Here is a 21,018-nt window from a genome sequence, read left to right on the forward strand (position 1 = left end):
CACCCGCACTGGCACCCGCACCGGCGCCCGCACCGGCACCGGGCAGCCGACCGCAATCGGAAGCCCCGGCGGCAAGCGGCCCGCCGCAACCGGTATCACCGGCGCGAGGCGACCGACCACAGCCAGAGCCCGTGGCGCGAGGTGACCGACCACAGCCAGAGCCCCCGCCGCCCAGCAAACCGAAGCCCTCAAAGCCACTGGCGCTCGCCGGTCCGGGGCCGTCAGCGTCGAGCAGTCTGTGGACGCCGGGCGGTGACCCAGCAGGCGCGGAGGCAGGAGGCTCGCGGGCGCTGCGGGTCTTCGGGGTGCCTGTCGCGCTGATCGCCCTCGCCCTCGCCGTGGTCCTCTCCATCGCCCTCAGCACCCTCACCGACGGCGGCGCCGCGATCGGGGCGCTGCTCATCTGCGTCAGCCTGGCCGTGACCCGCTTCACCCTGCGCCAGGCGCTGCCCATCGGCCTGCTGGCCGTCGGCGGCCTGGTCGTGGCGGGTGCGATCGTCGGCAACCCGGCCCGGGACCTCCCGCTCATCCTCAGCACCTGCCTGATCGTCCTGATCTCATATGCGGCCAGACAGCGCAAGGCCACCAGGGCCGCCGAGGCTCGTGAGGCCGTGCTCGCGGAACGGGCCAGGATCGCCAGGGAGATCCACGACATCCTCGCCCACTCCCTCTCGGCCCAGCTCGTCCACCTGGAGGGCGCCAAGCTGCTGTTGCGCGCGGAGCGCACGGGCGAAGCGCTCGACCGGGTCACCCTGGCCCGCGACCTGGCCAAGTCGGGGCTCGACGAGGCCAGGCGCGCGGTGCAGGCGCTGCGCGAGGACCCGCCCGCGCTCCCCGTGGCGCTGCGCACGCTGGCGGACGACTTCGAGAGCGCCGCCCACCAGGCCTGCACGCTGCGCATCTCCGGCCCCGAGCACCGCCTGTCGCCGGCGACGGAGCTCGCCCTGGTGCGCACCGCCCAGGAAGCCCTCACGAACGTACGCCGCCACGCCCCCGGCAGCCCGGCCACGGTCGAGCTCGAGTTTGACCGGCTCTGGTGCGAGCTGCGCATCACCAATCCGGCCTCCGCGGAGAAGGGCTCGCCAGGGGGCGGCTACGGCCTCGTGGGCATGCGTGAACGGGCCGAGCTGCTCGGCGGCACGCTGTCGGCAGGCGCCCGCGACGGTGGCTTCCAGGTGCGCCTGAGGGTGCCGGCATGACCGGGGGCGCCCGGATGACCAGGGTCATCGTGGTGGACGACCAGGCCGTGGTGCGCGAGGGCCTGGTGCTGCTGCTCGGGCTGCTGCCGGACATGGAGGTGGTCGGCTCGGCCGGCGACGGCGAGGCGGCGCTGCGGCTGGTCGAGGAGCACAGGCCCGACGTGGTGCTCATGGACCTGCGCATGCCCCGCATGGACGGCGTGGAGGCCACCGGCCGCATCCGCGCCGGTTTTCCGGAGACCCAGGTCGTGGTGCTCACCACGTACTCAGACGACGAGTCCGTCTTCGCGGCCCTGAGAGCGGGCGCGCGCGGCTTCCTCACCAAGGACGCGGACGCCGACGACATCGCCAGGGCCGTCGCCACGGTGAGGCGCGGCGACGCCCAACTCGACCCCAGCGTCCAACGCCGCCTCCTGGACACCATGTCGGCGCCCACCAGGCCAACCCCGGCCACAACCGGCAACACCCCTCCTCCTCCTTCTGGAGTCGTCCGTGATGGGCTCCCCGATGGGCTGACCCCGCGCGAGGGCGAGGTGCTGGCTCTCATCGCCGACGGCCTCTCGAACACCGAGATCGCCGGCCGCCTCTACATCTCGGAGGCCACCGTCAAGACCCACATCAACAACCTCTTCGCCAAGGCGGGACTGCGGGACCGCGCCCAGGCGGTCTCCTACGCCTTCCGGCACGGAGTGGCGAGCCCGCAGTGAAGCAGCGGTCAGGGCTGCCTGAGCTGGGACTCACCGTCGAACCCGGCCAGCTGTAACAACGTCTCCAACGCCGCCTGCCTGGTCTCCTCGACCGAGTCACCCCGTTCGCCGAAACACTCCGCCGCCACATCGAGCAGCGCCGCCACCACGACCGCGTCGGGATAGGGCACGTCGACGAGCACGGTGCCGTCGCCGCCCTCCTCCCCCGAAATCAGGTGGAGCCTCAGCAGCCGCCGAGTCTCCTCAGCCACGGCAACCCCCAACACGGCGGCACGCTCGAATCGCTCAGAAGCAATCACGTCACCCTCCAGTCGCACTGGTGTTCGGAACTGAAGGTAGGCGATGGCACCGACAGAAAATCGTCGCGATCATCCGCGCGCGCGGCTGGCTAGGCTCGGGTACGTGTATGACTCGATCATCAGCGTTCACCGGCTCACGGTCGAACTCGGCGGCAATCCCGTACTCCGGGACATGGACCTGACCGTGTCGCCGGGCGAGCTCGTGGCCGTCGTCGGGCCCAACGGGAGCGGCAAGTCGACCCTCCTGCGCTGCCTGGCCGGGCTCCAGCCGGTCACCTCTGGCCGGGTCCGGGTGTTCGGGGAGCCGCCGGCCGACGACGCCGCCTTCTGGCGCCGGGTGGCGATGCTCGGCGACGAGCCCTCCTGGTATCCGGGGCTCACCGCCCGCGAGCACCTGGAGCTCATGGGAGCCGTGCACGCCGAGGCTCGCATGGGCGTCGAGGCGGCGCTGGAGGTGTTCGCGCTGGTGGAGCGGGCGGACGCGCCGCCGCTGAACCTGTCCACCGGGCAGCGCCAACGCCTCTCCCTGGCCTCCGCGCTGCTCAGGCCGAGCACGTTGCTGCTGCTCGACGAGCCGGAACGCGGCCTCGACGCCGGTTTCCGGGCCCGGCTGGGCGAGCTGCTCGAGGAGTACGCGGACGAGGGAGGCACCGTGGTCATGGCCACGCACGATCACGGCCTGGCCGGCCGTGCCCGCCAGGTCTCACCGTCAGGGGTGGACGCATGAGCGAAGCCAAGGCTGTGGGGGTGGACGCGTGAGCGGGGCCGCGGGGAGTGTGCGGGTGGTGCGGGCATATCTTCGCTCGCGTGGCCCGGCCCGAGGTGGCCTGCTCGATCGGTACGTCGCCGGGTTCGGGCTGGTGATGCTCGCCGCCGTGCTCGGCCAGCCGCTCACCACCGTGTTCCAGGGGCTGGCCGGAGCGGCCGACCCCGCTCGCGTGAGCGCAGGAGCGGCCCTGCTCGCGCTGGCGCTGGCCGGTTTCCTGACCGCGGCCCGCGCGGCGGGACCCGTGATGCTGCCTGCCGCCGACGCCTCCTGGCTGCTGCCCTCGCCGCTGAACCGGCGGCACCTGCTCGGGCGCACCGCGCGGGTGCTGTTCATGGTGGCGGCGGCGGCCGGGCTGCTGCTCGGGCTGGGGCTGGTCGCCGTACTGGGCGCCCCCGACCAGCTCGTCTGGCGCCTGCTCGGCGCGCTGGTGCTGGGCGTCTCGGCGACCGCGGGCGGGATGGCCCTGGCGGTGCTCGGCCAGGCGTCCCAGTCGTGGCAGGTCTGGCTGACGGCCGCGACGGTCGCGCTGCTGGTGGTCGCCGTCGTGACCGTCAGCGGGCAGTTGCGCACGGTGCTCGCCGTCGCCGCGAGCGCTCCCCTGTCGGCGGTGGCCGTCGCGGCTGCCGCCGCGGCGGCGGCCTCAGCCCTCCTGGTACGCCAGGCGTGGGCGTCACTCGACCGGATCCCCACCCGCACCCTCGTGACGGCCTCGACGCGAGCGGGCCACGTCGCGAACGCGGCCGTCGCCCTCGACCCCGGTACGCTCACCTGGATCGCCGAGGACAACCACTGGCGGGCCAGGAAGCTCAGCTCGCGCCGGTGGCCGGCGCTGCCCGCGCCGCTCGCGCTGGCGTGGCACGACTGGCGCCGGGTGGGCCGCAGGCCGGGGCGTCTGGGGGTCATCTTCGCGATGTCCGCGTTGCCGGCCGTGCTGGCGCAGGCGGGCGGCGCTCCGGTGACGCTCGGAGCGGCCGTGCTGGCGGGTTCGCTGGCCGTGGCGGCGGTGAGCGTGTCGGGGGCGCGCAGGGACAGCGACAACCCGGCCCTGTCCAGGCTGCTCGGCGTGGACCGCCGCCAGGCGCTCGCGGCCCGTGCGGTGCTGCCCACGCTGCTGGGCGGCGCGTGGGCGACTCTGGGGCTGGCCGCCCTGAGCGCGGGCGGCGCGCTGCCGGGGGCGTGGTGGCTGTTCGGGCCGCTGACGGCCCCCGCGCTGGCCGCCGCCGCCCTGCGGATGGCCAGGAGGAGTCCGGTCGACCACTCCATGCCGATCATCGACACCCCGGGGGGCGCGATCCCGACCGGGCCGCTGCGCTGGGCGCTCACCGGGGTGGACCTGGCCGTGCTCGGGTGCCTGCCCGTCGTGGCCGCACTGCTGTCCCCACCGGGCCCGCCGGCCGGCTTCCTGGCGGCTCAGGCCACCGCGAGCGTTCTGGTGCTGGTGGGGTACGTGGTCCGCAGCCGCCCGTAGGGCCTCAGGCCACGTACACGATGCTCTGGACGCCCCCGTACGGGATCGTCCGGTCCCTGCGCATGCCCGCCCGCTCCGCCACCTTCAGCGACGGCAGGTTGTCGGGCCAGATGACCGCGACGACGGTGCCGAGCTCCTTGCCGACCCGCAGCGCCGCCTCCACGAGCTCCCCCGCGTACCCGTGGCCCCAGGCGGACGGCCGGAACCGGTAGTAGAGGTTCAGCACCTCGTCCCCGCCGACGATCGCGCGGCGCAGCCCCCCGAACCCGAGCACCTCCGACCCGCCGATCGCCCGCGCGGCCCAGTAGCCGATGCCGCGCTCGGCCCAGTCGGCGAGCCAGAGGTCCAGCATGGCGCGGCTGGACACCAGGTCAACGCTGGGGCCCCCGGGGTTGTACACGTTGGTACGGGGGTCGGAGTGAAGCTCATGGACAGCGGCCAGATCGTCGAGCGTGACCCGAGAAAGGACCATGCGCGCGGTTTGCACCACTTCCATGCTTTCAGGGTAGTCGCCTACCCCGAAAGTCCTACTTCTTCTTGTCGGTGGACGACTCGGTGGACAGCGCGGCGACGAAGGCCTCCTGAGGAACCTCCACGCGCCCGACCATCTTCATCCGCTTCTTGCCTTCCTTCTGCTTCTCCAGCAGCTTGCGCTTACGGGAGATGTCACCGCCGTAGCACTTGGCCAGGACGTCCTTGCGGATGGCGCGGATGTTCTCGCGGGCGATGACCCGGGCTCCGATGGCGGCCTGGATCGGCACCTCGAACTGCTGCCTGGGGATCAGCTCGCGCAGCTTCTTGGCCATGTCGACGCCGTAGGTGTAGGCCTTGTCCTTGTGGACGATGGCGCTGAACGCGTCGACCGGCTCACCCTGCAGCAGGATGTCCACCTTGACCAGCTCGGCCTCCTGCTCGCCGGCGGGCTCGTAGTCGAGCGAGGCGTAACCGCGGGTGCGCGACTTGAGCTGGTCGAAGAAGTCGAAGATGATCTCGCCCAGCGGCAGCGTGTAGCGGATCTCGACCCGGTCCTCCGACAGGTAGTCCATGCCGAGGAGCTGGCCGCGCCGCCCCTGGCAGATCTCCATGATCGCCCCGATGAACTCGGACGGCGCCAGGATCGTCGACTTGGTGACCGGCTCGAAGACCTGCGCGATCTTCCCGCCCGTGGGGAACTCCGACGGGTTGGTGACGGTGAGCTCCTTGCCGTCCTCCATGACCACGCGGTAGACCACGTTGGGCGCCGTGGAGATCAGCGACAGGCCGAACTCGCGCTCCAGCCGCTCCCGCACGATCTCCATGTGCAGCAGCCCCAGGAACCCGACCCGGAACCCGAACCCGAGCGCCGCCGACGTCTCCGGCTCGTAGATCAGCGCCGCGTCGTTGAGCTGCAGCTTGTCGAGCGCCTCGCGCAGCTCGGGGTATTCGTCGCCGTCGATCGGATAGAGCCCCGAGAACACCATCGGCTTGGGGTGCTCGTAGCCCGCCAGCATCTCCTTGGCCGACTTGGCCGCCGAGGTGACCGTGTCACCCACGCGCGACTGGCGCACGTCCTTGACGCCGGTGATCAGGTAGCCCACCTCGCCGACGCCCAGCCCCAGCTCGGAGATCTTGGGCTCGGGGGAGATGACGCCGATCTCGAGCGTCTCGTGGGTGGCGGCGGTCGACATCATGAGGATGCGCTCGCGCTTGCTCAGGTGGCCGTCCACGACCCGCACGTACGTGACGACGCCGCGGTAGGTGTCGTAGACGGAGTCGAAGATCAGCGCCCGGGCCGACGCGTCGGCGTCGCCCACGGGGGCGGGGATCTCCCGGACCACGTGGTCGAGCAGCTCGCGCACGCCCTCGCCGGTCTTGCCGGACACCCTGAGCACGTCGGACGGGTCGCAGCCGATCAGCCCCGCCAGCTCCTCGGCGAACTTCTCCGGCTGCGCCGCCGGCAGGTCGATCTTGTTGAGGACGGGGATGATGTGCAGGTCGGCGTTCATGGCCAGGTAGAGGTTGGCCAGCGTCTGCGCCTCGATGCCCTGTGCCGCGTCGACCAGCAGGATCGCGCCCTCGCACGCCTGCAGCGACCTGGACACCTCATAGGTGAAGTCGACGTGGCCGGGCGTGTCGATCATGTTGAGCACGTGGCCGTCCCACGGCAGCCGCACGGCCTGCGACTTGATCGTGATGCCCCGTTCGCGCTCGATGTCCATCCTGTCGAGGTATTGGGCACGCATGGAGCGATCGTCGACCACGCCGGTGATCTGCAGCATCCGGTCGGCAAGGGTCGACTTGCCATGGTCGATGTGCGCGATGATGCAGAAGTTGCGGATCAACGCGGGGTCGGTCTGGCCAGGCTGAGTGCGCACCGAAGTCCGTTTCGACAGGGTTGAGGTAAGGCAGTCTTTCATGGTGACATGCCCGGGTGACTGCCCGAACCGTCATCCGCCGCGGCCTGCGCCTGCTCGCGCTTGCCTCGGCCATCGTGGTCGCGCTGGTCGGCCTCCTCGCCGCCACGCTCCGGCTCCAGTTTACCGGTGCACCGGCGGCCTGGGCGAAGAGCACGGGCAACGACGCGCTCTGGCTGGGCCACGCGTGGGTGGACGGCCGCCGCACGGAGCGCGACGTCGAGCAGCTGGCGGTACGGCTGCGCGCCACGGGCATCAAGGACGTGTACGTCCACTCCGGCCCCTTCAACTGGGACGGCACCTTAAGCCCAGACAAATACCCCAACGCCGGAAATTTCGTGAAGTGGTTACGCGAGCGCCTCCCCGCGGTCCGCATCTCCGCCTGGCTCGGCCAGTCCGTCAAGAACGGCCTCGACCTCGACGACCCCAAGTCCCGCGAGAACGTCCTGTCCGGCGTCGCCGCCATCATGAGGCAGGGCTACGACGGCATCCACTACAACTTCGAGCCGATCGGTGACGGCGACACCGAGTTCCTCGACCTGCTGGAGCGCACCCGTGGGCACACCGGCCTGCTGTCCACCTCCACCCCGCAGATCGAGCCGTACCCGGGCCTGCGCCTGACCGCCCGGGCCCTGCTGTCCCACGACAAGTACTGGTCGCAGGGCTACTTCAAGCAGGTCGTGGACCGCGTGGACCAGGTCGCCGTCATGACGTACGACTCCTTCACCCCCCTGCAGTCCCTCTACGGCGGCCACGTCGCCCGCCAGGCCGAGCTGGCCCTGGACCTGGTGCCCGCCGCCAAGGCCCTCTACATCGGCGCCCCGGCCTACCACGACCACGGCGTGCCCTGGCTCGACAACGCCGAGAGCGTCGCCATGGCCGCCGAGGGCGCCCGGCTCGCGCTGTCGGAGCACGGCCGCCGCGACCGCTTCGGCCTGGCGCTCTACGTGGACTTCGCCGCCACGGAGGAGGACTGGCACGAGTACGTCACGCGGTGGATGATCGGATAACATAGGACTTTCCAGCGCCGAGCGAGCGCCGAGCATCGGAAACGCCGATGCTCAAGTACGCGTTGATTTGAGAGCCAACCTGAGTTATTGGTAACCTGTTCAACTGCGTGTGGCGCGCCCTCTCTCGAGCCCGCGCGCCCCATCCATCACTCAGACTTTCACCGAGGCTTCTTCGTGGCGAACATCAAGTCCCAGATCAAGCGCAACAAGCAGAACGAGAAGGCTCGCCTGCGCAACAAGGCGGTCAAGTCCTCTCTGAAGACGGCCGTCCGCAAGTTCCGCGAGGCCGCCGAGCAGGGCGACGTCGAGCAGGCCGCCGCGCTGCAGCGGGTCGCTGCCCGCCAGCTCGACAAGGCCGTCAGCAAGGGCGTCATCCACAAGAACCAGGCCGCCAACCGCAAGTCCGCGATCGCCAAGCAGGCCGCGTCGCTGGCTGGCAAGTAAGGCCGCCTGACACAGGAAACGCCGCACTCCCTCCGGGGGTGCGGCGTTCTCGTTTACGCACCCTTTTGTCACAGTTTCGATATCACATGGCCGTATCGGGTGCGTCACCGTTCCAAAGATCACCTTGCCCCATCGCCCAGATCTGCCCGAAGGTGCACTAAAACGGGGCGAAGGGGGACACATGCGGGGGCCGTTGGTCGTCAAAAGGGCGCTCAGCGAGCCGCTGCTCCTCCTGGCCGCCTTCGGCTCGATCCTTCTGGCGACGACCACGCTGGTCGCGCTGACCATGTACGCCTCCTCCATCGCGGACGCCGGTATCCGCCGGACGATGGAGACGGCCTCGTACCGCCAGACCGCCGCCACCGTCAGCGCCCCCGTGACGGCCGAGACGTTCCCCAAGTTCGACCGGTCGGTACGCGCCGAGTTCGCCAGGGCCTACACGCGCCCGCCCGCCGTCACCACCAGCTTCCGCTCCGACTCCTACGTCATGCCGGGCCAGGACGCCCAGGACCGGCCCGAGCTGCTCAGGTTCGGTAGTTACGACGGGCTCGACCAGCACGCCCGGCTCGTGTCCGGCTCCTGGCCGCGCGCCGGCGGCGACCGGGTGGAGGCCGCGATCTCGCTGTCGGCGGCCTCGGCGGCCGGGTTCAAGGCGGGGCAGGAGTTCACCACCAAGGGCCGCCTCGACCCGCGCCCGGTCACGGTCCGCATCGTGGGCGTGTTCCAGCTCAACGACCCGTTCGGCGAGCGGTGGGCGGGCGAGCAGCTGCTCAGCCGGGGCGTGGAGCGCGGCGAGTTCACCACGTACGGGCCGCTGATGGTGCCGCGCGAGACGTTCATCGCCCGCTTCGCCACGAACGTGAACGCCACCTGGACCGCCGTACCCGACCTGCGCGCGCTCACGCCCGCCCAGCTGCGCCCGCTGGCGGGAGCGATCGACCAGCTGGGCGCGCGGCTGAAGGCGGACGGCTGCGGCAGCTGCGTGGCCGCCAGCCGCCTGCCCGAGATCCTGACCCAGCTCGACACGGCGTCCCTGGTCGCGCGCTCCACGATGCTGATCCCGGTGCTGCAGCTGCTGCTGCTGGCCGCGTACGCGCTGATGCTCACCGCCCGCCTGCTCGCCGACCACCGCCGCATGGAGGTGGCGCTGCTGCGCTCGCGCGGCGCGGGCACCGTGCGGCTGGCCGCGCTGGCGGGCGGCGAGGCGCTGCTGGTGGCGGTGCCGTGCGCGGTGGTCGCGCCGTTCCTGGGCCCGCCGCTGCTCGCGCTGGTCAACCTGCTGCCCTGGATCAGGGCCTCGGGGGTACGGCTGGCGCCCTCGGCCGATCTGGGCACGTTCCTCGTGTCGTTCGGCGTGGCCCTGGCCGCGGCCGTCCTGCTGGTGCTGCCGGCGCTGGCGGGCACGCGGCGCACGTACGTGGAGGAACAGGCGGCGCGCGGCCGCGGCGGCGGGCGCGGGCTGATCGAGCGGGCGGGCGCAGACCTGGCGCTGCTGGTCGTGGCCGGGCTGGCGATCTGGCAGCTGCAGCGCTACGGCGCGCCCGTGACCGCGACAGCCGCGGGCGGGCTCGGCATCGACCCGCTGATCATCTCCGGGCCGGCCCTGGCCCTGCTCACGGGCGGCATGCTGGGGCTGCGGCTGGTGCCGCGCGTCTCGAAGCTGGCCGAGCGGGTGACGTCCAGGCGACCGGCGCTCGCCCCCGCGCTGGGGGCCTGGCAGGTGAGCAGGCGGCCGCTCAAGTACGCGGGTCCGGCGCTGCTGCTGACCATGGCCATCGCGATCGGCATCGTGTCCATGGCCACCGCGTCCACCTGGCGGGCCTCGCAGGTCGACCAGGCGCGCCACCAGGCCGGGGCCGACCTGAGGCTGTCCGGTCCCCCTGACGGGCCGGAGCTGGGGGCGCTCGGGCGCGGGACGGCGTTCACCGCGCTGCCCGGCGTCACGGCGTACTCGCCGGGATTTCGCGGTCAGACCGAGGTGAGCGGCGAGAGCGCGCTGCTGCTCGGCCTGGACGCGGGCAAGCTCGGCGAGCTGTTCCGCCTGCGTGCCGACCTGTCCGCGCAGCCGATCGGGGAGATGTCGCGGGCACTGGTGGGTGACCGGGCGGGCAAACTGGATCTTCCAGGGCAGCCGTCGGCGCTCACGCTGCGGGCGGAGGCGGACGGCGACCTGCCGCTGCGTCTGGTGCTCTCCGACGCGCTCGGCGTGTGGCGCGACGTGTCGCTCGGGGTGCTGCACAAGGGCGAGAACCGGATCGACGTCGACCTCCGGGCGCTGGCCGGGCGCACCGGCAAGATCACGTACCCGCTGTCGCTGCGCGGCCTCGTCGCGGGCGCCCCCCAGAGCCCCGCGAACCTGACCCTGACCGGCCTCAGCGCCGACGGCCGCGAGGTGGCGACGCCGCCGGTGTCCATGAAGGTGACGCGGCCGGCGGTCGCCGGCCTCGCGCCGCTGCCGAAGCCCGGACCGCTGCCGGTGGTGCTTACCGCCGACCTGGCCGCCTCGCTCAAGCTGGCCGTCGGCCAGGTCGGGCCGGCCAGCATCGACCGCAGGGTGCTCCAGGTCAAGGTGGTGGGGGTCGTGGACAGCATGCCGACCACCCCCGCGGGGCAGAAGGCCGTGCTCGCCGACTGGGGGACGCTGCAGACGTACGAGCTGGCCGCGGCGCAGCTGCCCAGGCCCGCGACCGAATGGTGGCTCGCGGCCGGTGACACCGCGCCCGCGGTGAAGGCGCTCCAGACGCGGCCCGAGTGGGACGTGACCGCGCTCGACCAGCGCAAGCTGGCGGCCGAGCTGCGGGACGACCCCCTGGCCAGCGGGTTGCAGGGGGCGCTGATGCTCGGGTTCGCGGCGGCGCTGGTGTTCGCGGCGCTCGGGTTCCTGGTGAACGCGACCGTCGCGGCCCGGGAGCGCATGGGCGAGTTCGCGATCCTGCGGGCGCTCGGGGTGAGCTCCAGGCAGGTGTTCGGGGTGCTGGCGGTCGAGCAGGCGTTCGTCATCGGGCTGTCGCTCGTCGCGGGCACCGGGCTCGCCGTGGTCGTCGGCGTGCTGGTCGTGCCGCACATCGTACTGACCGGGCAGGCCTCGGCCGTCACCCCCGGCGTGGTGCTCGACATCCCGTGGGCGGCCACCGCGGCGATGCTGACGCTGGTGGCCGCGGTGCTGCTCGCCATCGTGGCCGGGCTGGCCCGCCGCCTGCGCGGGCAACACGGGCAACTCGTGGAGGAACGGTGAGGATCGCCCTGCTCGCCCGCGTGCACCTGGGCACGATGGCCGTGCTCTTCGTGCTGGCGCTGAGCGCCTGCCTGCTGGTCGCGGGGCTGCCCAGGGCGATGCAGGCGTCGTTCGACGAGGCGCTGCGCCGCTCGCTGGTCAGCGCCCCCGCAGTGCAGGCCGACCTCACGGTGTCCGTGGAGTCACGTTCGTCCCAGGAGGACCTGCACGAACGCGGCCAGTTCGACGCCCGCGAGCGCCGCTGGCGCCAGATCCTGCCGCCGGCGCTGCGCCCGCTGGCGGTCGGCGCGGGCCACATGAGCGCCAAGACCACCTCCACGCCCGTCACCGGGACCTCCGGCCACACCCACATGAACCTGGGCTGGCTCTCCGACGCGGACCGGCGCGTGGACTGGGTCCAGGGCCGCGCGCCCGGCAAGCCCTCGACCATGCGGTACGAGGGCGCGACGATCCCGGTCTTCGAGGTGGGGATCGTCGCGGACGCCCTGCCCGAGCTGGACCTCAAGGTGGGCCAGACCAAGATGGTCGGCGAGAACGACTACGCCGCCCTGAAGATCGTCGGCGCCTTCAAGGCCAAGGACCCCGGTGACCGCTACTGGTCCCACAACGTCGACATCCTGCAGGTCGTCAAGGCGCAGACACCGGGCAGCGAGGAGCTCGAGAAGCGCATCACGACGCTGATCCCCGACGAGGGGCTCACCGCGCTCAGCGGTGAAGGGCGCAACCTGTCCTACCACTGGGTCCTGCCGATCGACGCCCGTGGCGCGAGCGCGCTGGCCGCGCCTGACCTCCAGGCGGCGGTCGCCGAGTTCGGGCGGGTGGCCGCGCTCCAGTCGACGGGCAGCCCGTACCACCTGGACACCGGGCTCTCCAAGCTGCTCGGCGACTTCCTCGCCGCCGTGGCCACCGCGCAGACCGTGATGTACCTGGTGCTCGGCGGGCTGCTGGCGGTGGCGCTCGGCGTGATCGCGCTGGTCGTGCTGCTGCTGGGCAACCGTCTCGACCACCCGCTGTCCCTGGCGCGGGCCCGGGGCGGGTCGCTGCGGCAGGTGGCCGGCACCGGGGCGCTGCTGACCGGCGTCGCGGTGCTGCCCGCCGCGCTGGCCGGGTACGGGTTGTCGTTCCTGGTGCCCGGTCCCGTGCTGCCGATCGTGCACCTGGGGCCCTTGGTCGTGTTCGTGGCGGCCGTCGGGTTCGCCGGGGCGCGGCTGGCCCTCGTCCATCGCACGCCCCTCCACGAGCGCCGCGACGACGTGTCCGCCGCCCGGCCCTCCGCCCGGCGGGTCACGCTGGAAGTGCTGGTCGTGGTGCTCGCGCTGGTCGGGGCGTACCTGCTGCGGGCCCGTGGCGCCTCGCAGGATCCGTTCCTGCTCCTGGTGCCCGTGGCGCTGACGCTGGCCGCCGCGTTGATCACCTTGCGCTGCTATCCGTACCCCTTGCGGCTCTTCGTACGGCTGGCCGCGCGCGGCCGGGCGGCCGTGCCGTTCCTGGGCCTGACCAGGGCGGCCAGGGCGCGCTCCGCCGGCGTGCTGCCCGTGCTGATCCTGCTTCCCGCGCTGGGCGTGTCGGTGTTCGCCGCGGTGATCTCCGGCGGGATCGCGGACACGCAGCGGCTGGCGTCCTGGCAGCAGGTGGGCGCGCCGATCAAGGTGACGTCGAACATCGAGATCCCCGCCGACGCGATCGACCGGGTACGGGCGACGCCCGGGGTCGAGCAGGTGGTGATCGCGCAGACCGGCCGGGTGCAGGTCGGGTACGGCGCGGAACGGGCCGAGGCGCTCGCCGTGGACGTGGCGCAGTGGCGCCGGATCCTGGACGGCGCCCCGATCAGCGTGCCCCCGCTGTCCGACGGCGCGCTGGTCTCCCCGGAGCTGCGGGGACGGGGGACGTTCGAGATCGGCTGGCAGTCGCGGGTGAAGCTCGCCACGCGGGGCGTGGTCGAGTCGGTGCCCAGCTTCTTCACCCAGGGGAAGTTCATGGTGGTGCCGCTGGGCGTGCTGACCCGGCCCGCCCCGAACACCCTGCTGATCAAGGGCGACGTCTCCCCTGACGTGCTGGCGCGGCTGGTCCCGTCCGCCACCGTGGAGTCGCAGGAGCGGGCGCTGAGCGCCATCCAGGACGACCCGCTCACCAGCACCGTGCGCTGGACGCTGGTCGTGGTGACGGTGGCGCTCGGCTCGTACGCGCTCGTCGCCGTCGTGCTGGCGCTGGTGATCGGCGCCGCCGAGCGCGCCGGCGCGGTGTCGTTCCTGCGCACGCTCGGGCTGTCGGACCGGCAGGCGCAGCGGCTGACCGTGCTGGAGATCCTGCCCATGATCCTCGTCACCGCGCTGGTGGGGCTGGGCCTGGGCCTCGGCCTGCCGTTCGCGCTCGGGGCCGGCGTGGACCTGTCGTCGTACGCCGGTGACCTGCCGGTCAGCGACTACTCGCTCGACCTGTTCGTGCCTGCGCTGCTGGCGGGCGGGCTCACTGCCGTCGCCGTGCTCGGCGCCTACACGCACACCGCCATCAGCCGCCGCCGCAACCTCGGCGCCGTCCTTCGAGTGGGGGATCTCCAATGAACCCGACCCTGTCCGAGCTGGAAGCCAGGGCGACGCGGGAGAAGGCCGCGTTCGGCGGCGACGCGCACATCGTGTGCGACAACCTCGTACGCATCTACAAGACCGAGGGCGTGGAGGTCGTCGCGCTGCAGGGGCTCGACCTGGTGATCGACAAGGGCGAGCTGGTGGCCATCGTGGGCGCCTCGGGGTCGGGCAAGTCGACCCTGCTCAACGTGCTGTCCGGGCTGGACGTGCCGACGGCCGGGGTGGCCAGGGTGGCGGAAATGGACCTGCTGTCGATGAACGCCCGCGACCGGCTGCGGTACCGGCGGTCCGTGGTGGGCTTCATCTGGCAGCAGACCGCGCGGAACCTGCTGCCGTACCTGTCCGCTCGGGAGAACGTCGAGCTGCCGATGAAGCTGGCCGGTCGCCGCGGGGGCCGCGCGCTGGAACTGCTGGAGCTGCTGGGCGTCGGGTACTGCGCAGACCGCAAGATTCCCGAAATGTCGGGCGGCGAGCAGCAGCGGGTCGCCATCGCCGTCGCGCTCGCCAACTCCCCGCAGCTCATCCTCGCCGACGAACCCACCGGCGAGCTGGACAGCGAGACGTCGGAGCAGGTGTTCGACGCGCTGCGCAAGGCCAACAGGGAGCTGGGGGTGACCGTGGTCGTCGTGACGCACGACCCGCTGGTGTCGGAGCAGGTGGACCGTACGGTGGGCATTCGCGACGGGCGTACCAGCAGCGAGACGCTGCGGCGCGAGGGCGCCGAGGGGCAGATCGTCGCCGAGGAGTACGCCGTGCTGGACCGGGTCGGGCGGCTGCAGCTGCCGCGCGACTTCATGAACGCGCTCGAGATGGAGCGGCGGGTGCGCCTCGAGCTCGAATCCGACCACATCGGCGTGTGGCCCGCCCGGGAGGAGCCCTCTGATGACTGACTCGCCTTTGGTCGTGGTGGAAGGGCTGCGCAAGGTCTACCGGACCGGACCCAAGGAGGTCGTGGCGCTGCGGGACGTGTCGTTCTCGGTGTTCCCGGGCGAGCTCGTCGCGGTCCGCGGGCGGTCGGGGTCCGGGAAGACGACCCTGCTCAACCAGATCGGCGGCCTGGACAAACCGGACGCCGGACGGGTGGTCGTCGCGGGGCAGGAGGTCACCGGCATGTCCGAGGACGACCTGCTGGCCCTGCGCCGTGACGTGGTGGGATTCGTGTTCCAGTCGTTCGGGCTGATCCCGGTGCTGTCCGCGGCGGAGAACGTGGGGGTGCCGATGCGGCTGCTGCGGACGCCGGCGGAGGAGCGGGAGGCCCGCGTACGTCTGCTGCTGGCGCTGGTGGGGTTGGAGCAGCATGCCAACCAGCGGCCGTACGAGCTGTCCGGGGGGCAGCGGCAGCGGGTGGCCATCGCCAGGTCCCTGGCGAACCGGCCCCGGCTGCTGGTGGCCGACGAGCCCACGGGGCAGCTGGACTCGCAGACCGGGCGGCAGATCATGGAGCTGCTGCGGGCACTCGTACGGAGTGAGGGGGTCACGGCCCTGGTCGCCACGCATGACCCCAGCTTGATCACGCTGGCCGACCGAGTCCTGGAGATCAACGACGGCGTCATCCACGAACCCGCCCTCACCTGACTCTGCCCTCAGCGGACTCCCCGCCCTCACCTGGCTTTGCGCCCTCCCCCGACTCCCCTGGCTCCCCGCCCTCCCCCTCACTGAGCCGATGGTCCGGTTGATCCGGATCGCCGGCCACTGGAACATTCAGCCGATCGGAGACCATGCGTGACTCTTTCCTCGTTCCGCATAGAGGTGCCCGGCGACGTGCTGGACGACCTGCGGGCTCGGCTGCGCGCGACCAGGTTCACGGACCGCACCGGCGCCAAGGCCTGGCAGGCCGGAGCCGACCCCACGTACCTGCGGGAACTGGTGACGTACTGGGCGGAGGAGTTCGACTACCGCGCCCGGGAGGCCGAGCTCAACACGCTGCCGCACTATCGCGAGGGGGGCCTGCATTTCGTCCGGATCGCCGGAGCCGGCCCCGCGCCCACGCCCATCCTCCTCTGCCACGGCTGGCCGAGCAGCTTCCTGGAGATGCTCCCCCTGGCGGCCCGCCTCGCCGATCCCGCCCGCCACGGCGGCGACCCGGCTGACGCGTTCGACGTCGTCATCCCGTCCATGCCGGGCTTCCTCTACTCCGATCTGCCGTCGGAGCCGCTCACGCGGGCCGCGATGGCGCGGATGCTGCACACGCTGATGACCGACACCCTGGGGTACGACCGGTACGCCGCCTTCGGCGGCGACATCGGCGGCGCGGCCATCCAATGGCTGGCCGCGCTTCACCCGGAGGAGGTGATCGGCATCCACCTGATCCATCCCCCGTTCCCCGCGTCGTTCGACGACCCGCCGATGTCGGCGGACGAGCAGGCGTTCGTGGCGGCCGAGGAGGCGTACGACGAGCTCGACGGCGGCTACAGCGCCATCATGGGGACCCGGCCCGACACCATCGCCGCCGCCCTGATCGACTCACCCGCCGGACTCGCCGCCTGGATAGTCGACAAATATCGGGATTGGAGCGACTGCCACGGCGACCTGGAGTCCCGCTTCGACCGCGACACCCTGCTCACGATCCTGACCCTGTACTGGGCAACCGGCTCGATCGGCACCTCGTTCAGGCAGTACTACGACTGGGACCACAACACTCCCCGCCCACCCATCACGGTCCCGACAGCCCTCACCCTCAGCCACGAACCGTCCATGTCCGGCATCCCCCGCTCAATCGCCGAACGCTCCTGCACCGACCTCCGCCATTGGAGCAAGCCCGGCCGGGGCGGCCATTTCCTGGCTCTGGAGGAACCTGCGCTGATGCAGAAGGAACTGACAACATTCTTCCGCCCCCTCCGCCCAACGCCCTAACCACCCCTCCGCCCGTAACGTTCTGACCTGACCCCCCTGCCAGCCATCGAACCCCCGGCCCGGCACCTACCGAGGACGACCTGGTACAGCCAGCCGTTCGAACCTCCCTGCCTGGCACCTTGGGGAACGGCCCGACACCACCAGCCCGCTCCGACCTCCCGCCTGGCACCTTGGGGAACGGCCTGATGCCGCCAGCCTGTGTGGACCTCCCGGCCTAGATGAGTGGTGACTATCGGCCAGCCCGGACGATCCGGCCGGGCTGGCAGGTCCGCCTCGCCACCACCGCCACCACCGCCTCTACCGGCCGGTCGACCGGTCAGGGCTGGATGGCGGTACGGGCCCGCCTGGACACCGCACCGACACCGCCACCGACACAGGCAGCCGGCGCGTGTGACTGCTCGGCGACGGCCAAGCCGCCGTCGCCGAGGCGGACCAACTGGTCTTCAGCCGCCCCCCGAAGAAGCGCAGGACGCTGCGCCGCCGGCGGGCTGCCTCCTGCCGCATGAGCGCACGTCCTCGGGGGCCGCCCGCCCACGCGCGGGCGGCCATCACCACGACCCGCCCGTAGGCCACCTCACGGAAAGTCACTCCCATCGCCCTTCAGTATCGAGAGCTTGCGACAGTTGGATAGGCGACTTCACCGGTATCAGCCCCGACTATGGCGGGGACGAGGCGGCAGTGGGCGGTGCTGGAACTGCTGCCGATGCCGCAGCGGTCAGGACGGTGTTCGTTGTTCGGACTACTCAGGGCGACTGGTGCTCACGCAGTTCACCGACCTGGGGGCCGGTGATTGCCGATCTCTTGTGGCTCACGGCAAGACTGCGCGTCCACCTGTTACTTACTGAGGGCTCCACGTCCTTTCATCTCCTCGTCGAGGGATCTCTGGACGTAGGCCATCGCCTCAACATACTTCGGCTCACCCCAGCGCTCCTCCGAGACCTCCTCCACCTGCTCTTGCAGCCACCAAAGGTTGCCCCACGGGTCGGCCACTCGGCCGACCTTGTCACCCCAGGCCATCTCTGTCAGCTCGGTCACAGGGCGGCATCCGGCGGCGATCATGCGGTCGTAGACGGCTTGGCTGTCCTCGACGTACAGCCGGAGGAACTGCGGAGTCTCTGGCCAGCCCACGGCCGAGTCGAACATCATCACGACGGCATCGCCGATCTTGACCTCAGCGTGTCCGATCGTTCCGTCCTGATTGAGTACCCGCCCCACTTCCTCCCCCCTCAGGGCGTCTTTGAGGAACTCGATGAACCTGTCGACGCCCTTCAGGATGATCCACGCTGTGACCGTCGTGTACCCGTCAGGTACGGTGGGTTTTACGCTCACGCCTTCTCCACCTTTTGTTGCGAATGTCCTTTGCGTCTCGGCCAGCAGTCAAGCAGTGGATGCCCGGGTGCCGCCGACGATGGTGACCACACCGATGAGCACCATCCACCACGGCATGACCTTCAGACGACGTGGCCGTGCCGCTTGCTCCTGGAGTCGACGAAGCTTCACTTCCCCTGCCACCTCAGCTTTCGACGACGGGAAACCCGGTCAAGTCAAGGCGTCGATCGGGCCGCACGCCTGCCCTACGGCCACGCCGACCTCACCCACACGACGTGCCAGGTGGAGGTAGCGGGTCACCCAACCGCCTTCGTGGTCGATGACGATGGTGTTGCCCGCGTCGCTGAAGAAGGTCGACGTCACCACGGTGCCGGCGGCGGAGGCCAACTGCAGGGGTGCCGTGCGTGGCGCCGCTGACCGAGATCATCTCCACCATGTACTGGCTGGAATGCCGCGCCATGGGTGGACGTCGTCCACCGCCGGCCGCAGGGGACCGGCATCTGGAACCAGTAAGTGGGGGTTTCACGGCGATTCCTCCGGTCGATTCGAGGATCGTCCGCCGATAGCAGCGTCGTGGATCGTGACATGCTGGCGTTATGCGGGCCGCCGCTGGCTCCGTCGTTGTGGGGCGCGAGATCCACTCGCCCGACCGGGTACGACCTCCCCAAGTCGATCGTGACAGAGTGGCGTTGTGTCGCGCGCCACAGCGTCACCGGCGGCGACCGCCCACCGTCGCCATGCATGGTGACCTGAAGGGAACGCCGTGGAGCAGCCCGAGGCGAGTGCCATTGTCGGCCCGCATGGCATCGGCGCTCGTTCACCTCTACAGCTCGGCCGTGACGGCCCGGGCCGGGGAGGGGTACACCGGCCAGGCGAGGAAGTCACCTACGCTATCGGCGGTTGGACCACAGCGGCTGGTTGTCTCGAGAGTAAATGATCACTTGGCCGTCGTTGCCGACTGCGAGCCAGGCTCCAGTGTTGCCGGCGGTCGGGGTCGTCCACAGTGGCTTCAGGTTGGCGTCGTACACCACGAAGTTGCCCTCCGGTTGCATGATCGACCGGGCGCCGGGCTTGCCGGCCGTCGGTGTGGTCCACAGCGCACGCTGGGCGCCCTGCATGTCGTACAGGACCACGTTTCCCTCCTTCTGCTGCAGAAGCTTGAACCTGCCGTTCTGCGAGCGCACCGACTGCCCGGCACGCAGCGAGTGTCCAGAAGGGAGTTTGCCGATGTAAAACCTGGACGACCAGAGCGGCTCGTTGTCCCGCGAGTACAGCACCAGATCGCCGCCGCTCTCCGGGAGCAGCAGGTAGGCGCCCCGGTTTCCCGCCGTGGGGGTGCCCCACAACGGCTTGTTGTCGGAGGTGTAGATGACGAGATTGCCCTCTTTCTGCATCGTCGCCTTGGCACCGGGGTTGCCGGAGGTCGGGGACGTCCACAACGCCGTGGTCCCATCGTAGAAGACGAGATTTCCCTGCTTTTGCTGGATGAGGCGGAACCGGCCGCTCTGCGACGTCAACGATTGGCCGGGCAGCAGCCATTCGCCCGGCCCGAGCCGGCCCTCGGCCTGCTCGCGCACGACATCGGCGGTATCGGCGGCCGCGGTACCGCTCACTTGTGACGTGAGGAATACGTCGCTGGCGACCACGACGGCCAATGCCAGCGCCATCTTCTTCCTGAACGCTTTCACGTGAACTCTTCCCCGATAATCCGCTGAATGACAAGGAATGAAGTATGGAAGATGCAGCTGATCCGCAGCTATCCAGATCACGGCGCACGAACTGCATTCTTCGGATTGCCAACGGCCAGGTGTGTGTGGGTCTGGCCACTTTCTGTGATCGTCGTACGTCCAAGGTCACGATCTTGTTGAGCCGGTGCTGGTCGATGTGGAAGGCGGTCATGTGGTCAGCCTGCTACCGGATCGCTCGGCGGACTCCTTCTCGGCCTGGCTGGAAGCCCAGCCCGGAGTCGAGGTGATCTGCCGGGATCGGACCGGATGCTATGCCGAAGGCGCCCAGCGCGGCGCCGAACGCCGGTTCTTCCGGACGTTGACCTCGTCTTCCCTGATCGGGGCAGGACGCCACCCAGGGGCCCTGTCATGCGGGATCTTCCAGTGCCCACTGGGCCAGATCCAGGTCCTCGATGGGCCCAAGCGGCCGCCAAGAAAGAACCCCGCCAAGCGCAAGGCCGGCCAACTGGCAAAGTACCTGCGCGAGGAGCGACCTGACTACGCCTGCCTCAAGGAGGTCTTCCGGTACCTGCGCGCCGAGCTTGGCAGCCAGGTGCAACGCCGGCCGAAGAAGCTCTGCCGCATGTCCCCGCGGAGGCCGAGATCCGCAGCTACTGCACCACCGTGTGGGCCGCGCGGCCTACCGGCGACATCGTGCTCATCAAGACACCGCCCGCTCAGGAGACCTACGACGGCGTCATTGACCAGTTCCCCCGCCCAGCTCCAGGCAGCGCCGGACGTGCTCCACCACCACGAGCGGCACCTCACGGGCCGCGCCGGGTGGGGGCGGAGGCGCCGGCGTTGGCCAGGTCGGTGAGGAAGTCATCGGCATGGCGGGCGAGCGGTGGGCGCGGCCGAGCTGCTCGGCGATGACCGGATCCATTCGGTACGCCTCCACCATCCGCGCCGGTTCGGCAACTGGCTCCCTCAACCTCACTCCACCCGACCAGACCCGCACCAACCGTCTGAACCTGGAACCACGCCTGCCCCCTCTGACAGG

At 70.8% G+C, this 21,018-nt stretch carries 18 protein-coding genes; 11 read left to right on the top strand and 7 right to left on the bottom strand.

The annotated features are described in order from the left end of the window. Nucleotides 1–305 precede the first annotated feature (305 nt). Nucleotides 306–1,199 carry a sensor histidine kinase gene (locus tag ACFKCF_RS00610; RefSeq protein WP_394489451.1) on the top strand — a complete coding sequence of 298 codons (894 nt, stop codon included), beginning with the start codon at nt 306–308 and terminating at the stop codon, nt 1,197–1,199. Beyond that, entirely contained in the window at nt 1,196–1,906 is a 711-nt protein-coding gene (locus ACFKCF_RS00615; RefSeq protein WP_394489453.1) for a response regulator, read from the top strand. Before ACFKCF_RS00610 ends, ACFKCF_RS00615 begins: the two co-directional genes overlap by 4 nt. Before the next feature lie 8 nt (nt 1,907–1,914). Here ACFKCF_RS00615 and ACFKCF_RS00620 read toward each other — a convergent pair whose 3' ends face one another. Next, nucleotides 1,915–2,157: a hypothetical protein gene (locus ACFKCF_RS00620; RefSeq protein WP_394489455.1), complete on the bottom strand. Its 243-nt coding sequence runs from the start codon at nt 2,155–2,157 to the stop codon at nt 1,915–1,917. Between the two features lie 151 nt (nt 2,158–2,308). Between ACFKCF_RS00620 and ccmA the strand changes: the two genes are divergently transcribed. Then, nucleotides 2,309–2,932: a heme ABC exporter ATP-binding protein CcmA gene (gene ccmA / locus ACFKCF_RS00625; RefSeq protein ID WP_394489457.1), complete on the top strand. Its 624-nt coding sequence runs from the start codon at nt 2,309–2,311 to the stop codon at nt 2,930–2,932. 28 nt (nt 2,933–2,960) lie between these two features. After that, nucleotides 2,961–4,442, top strand: a complete 1,482-nt coding sequence (locus ACFKCF_RS00630; protein WP_394489458.1) for a DUF6297 family protein — start codon at nt 2,961–2,963, stop codon at nt 4,440–4,442. Nucleotides 4,443–4,446: 4 nt separating this feature from the next. Here ACFKCF_RS00630 and ACFKCF_RS00635 read toward each other — a convergent pair whose 3' ends face one another. Both ACFKCF_RS00635 and lepA read right to left on the bottom strand, forming a co-directional pair. Then, on the bottom strand, nt 4,447–4,938 hold the full coding sequence (locus ACFKCF_RS00635) for a GNAT family N-acetyltransferase (RefSeq protein ID WP_394489460.1): 492 nt from the start codon (nt 4,936–4,938) through the stop codon (nt 4,447–4,449). Nucleotides 4,939–4,969: 31 nt separating this feature from the next. Next, nucleotides 4,970–6,838 (bottom strand): translation elongation factor 4, encoded by a 1,869-nt coding sequence (gene lepA / locus ACFKCF_RS00640; RefSeq protein ID WP_394489462.1) that lies wholly within the window; start codon nt 6,836–6,838, stop codon nt 4,970–4,972. A 14-nt stretch (nt 6,839–6,852) separates the two neighbouring features. Here lepA and ACFKCF_RS00645 point away from each other — a divergent pair, with 14 nt between their 5' ends. From ACFKCF_RS00645 to ACFKCF_RS00675, 7 genes are all read left to right on the top strand, one after another. Next, complete coding sequence (locus tag ACFKCF_RS00645) at nt 6,853–7,845, top strand: hypothetical protein (RefSeq protein WP_394489464.1); 993 nt, start codon at nt 6,853–6,855, stop codon at nt 7,843–7,845. Between the two features lie 174 nt (nt 7,846–8,019). After that, nucleotides 8,020–8,289, top strand: coding sequence for a 30S ribosomal protein S20 (gene rpsT / locus ACFKCF_RS00650; protein WP_394489466.1), 270 nt, complete (start codon nt 8,020–8,022; stop codon nt 8,287–8,289). Nucleotides 8,290–8,470: 181 nt separating this feature from the next. Further along, nucleotides 8,471–11,524, top strand: coding sequence for an FtsX-like permease family protein (locus tag ACFKCF_RS00655; protein ID WP_394489468.1), 3,054 nt, complete (start codon nt 8,471–8,473; stop codon nt 11,522–11,524). Continuing rightward, a complete protein-coding gene (locus ACFKCF_RS00660) occupies nt 11,521–14,085 on the top strand; it encodes an FtsX-like permease family protein (protein ID WP_394489470.1) in 2,565 nt (854 codons plus the stop codon). The genes ACFKCF_RS00655 and ACFKCF_RS00660 overlap by 4 nt, the downstream gene beginning before the upstream one ends. Then, nucleotides 14,082–14,999, top strand: a complete 918-nt coding sequence (locus tag ACFKCF_RS00665) for an ABC transporter ATP-binding protein (RefSeq protein ID WP_394489472.1) — start codon at nt 14,082–14,084, stop codon at nt 14,997–14,999. The genes ACFKCF_RS00660 and ACFKCF_RS00665 overlap by 4 nt, the downstream gene beginning before the upstream one ends. Further along, nucleotides 14,992–15,684, top strand: a complete 693-nt coding sequence (locus tag ACFKCF_RS00670) for an ABC transporter ATP-binding protein (RefSeq protein ID WP_394489474.1) — start codon at nt 14,992–14,994, stop codon at nt 15,682–15,684. Before ACFKCF_RS00665 ends, ACFKCF_RS00670 begins: the two co-directional genes overlap by 8 nt. A 147-nt stretch (nt 15,685–15,831) precedes the next feature. After that, entirely contained in the window at nt 15,832–16,962 is a 1,131-nt protein-coding gene (locus tag ACFKCF_RS00675; RefSeq protein WP_394489476.1) for an epoxide hydrolase family protein, read from the top strand. Nucleotides 16,963–17,796: 834 nt separating this feature from the next. Here the strand turns inward: ACFKCF_RS00675 and ACFKCF_RS00680 are convergent. The 4 genes from ACFKCF_RS00680 to ACFKCF_RS00695 form a co-directional block, all read right to left on the bottom strand. Further along, nucleotides 17,797–18,291: a VOC family protein gene (locus ACFKCF_RS00680; RefSeq protein WP_394489478.1), complete on the bottom strand. Its 495-nt coding sequence runs from the start codon at nt 18,289–18,291 to the stop codon at nt 17,797–17,799. Between the two features lie 210 nt (nt 18,292–18,501). Further along, nucleotides 18,502–18,678 (bottom strand): M23 family metallopeptidase, encoded by a 177-nt coding sequence (locus ACFKCF_RS00685; protein WP_394489480.1) that lies wholly within the window; start codon nt 18,676–18,678, stop codon nt 18,502–18,504. Nucleotides 18,679–19,181: 503 nt separating this feature from the next. Next, the gene (locus ACFKCF_RS00690; protein WP_394489482.1) at nt 19,182–19,979 is read right to left on the bottom strand and encodes a hypothetical protein; all 798 of its coding nucleotides are present in this window, start codon (nt 19,977–19,979) and stop codon (nt 19,182–19,184) included. 736 nt (nt 19,980–20,715) lie between these two features. Next, a complete protein-coding gene (locus tag ACFKCF_RS00695; protein WP_394489484.1) occupies nt 20,716–20,949 on the bottom strand; it encodes a hypothetical protein in 234 nt (77 codons plus the stop codon). Nucleotides 20,950–21,018: the final 69 nt, after the last annotated feature.

The organism is Nonomuraea sp. JJY05 (assembly GCF_043496855.1).
Taxonomy (GTDB): Bacteria; Actinomycetota; Actinomycetes; order Streptosporangiales; family Streptosporangiaceae; genus Nonomuraea.